The following is a 483-nucleotide window of genomic DNA, read 5'->3' on the forward strand; positions in this document are numbered from 1 at the left end:
GGTGTCGACCTTGCCCCTCAGCGATCCGTCGCTCGGCCCCGCCAGGGCCAGGGTGATCGTTCCGCCTTCCATATGCTCGTAGATATTGAGGAATCTCAGGATGGCGCCAGCGTCGGCGGACTGCATGTTGAGCGCGCGCTGGCCGGCACCGGTGGTGTTGCTGATGGTTATGGCGGCGCCCGAACTTGCCGTGGCGCTGACCTTCAGCCCGTTCACCCGCGAGCCGGCCGCGCTGTAGTCGAGCTTCAGATTGGACAATTGCTCGTCGTGGAAACCGGTCAGCCGGTCGACATCGGCGCTGACGGAGATGGCGTCGGAACCGGTGGTTTTGGTAGCCGTGTCGACGTCGGAGGTGAACTGCTTGATGAGCGAGCGGGCATCGAGCGCATTGCCCGATATGTCGACCGCATAGCCCTTGCCGGACCGCTTCACCGACACAGCAACGTCGTCGCCTCTGTTCAAGGTGACCTTGCTGAACCGCGC

Annotated in this window: 1 pseudogene; it reads right to left on the reverse strand. The window is 63.8% G+C overall.

From position 1 onward, the window contains the following. Positions 1-483 (reverse strand): annotated as a pseudogene (locus ENZ74_RS33985) (hypothetical protein); the annotation flags it as partial.

Origin of the sequence: Mesorhizobium sp. M7A.F.Ca.CA.002.15.2.1, from assembly GCF_003998715.1 — a bacterium.
GTDB lineage: Bacteria > Pseudomonadota > Alphaproteobacteria > Rhizobiales > Rhizobiaceae > Mesorhizobium > Mesorhizobium ciceri.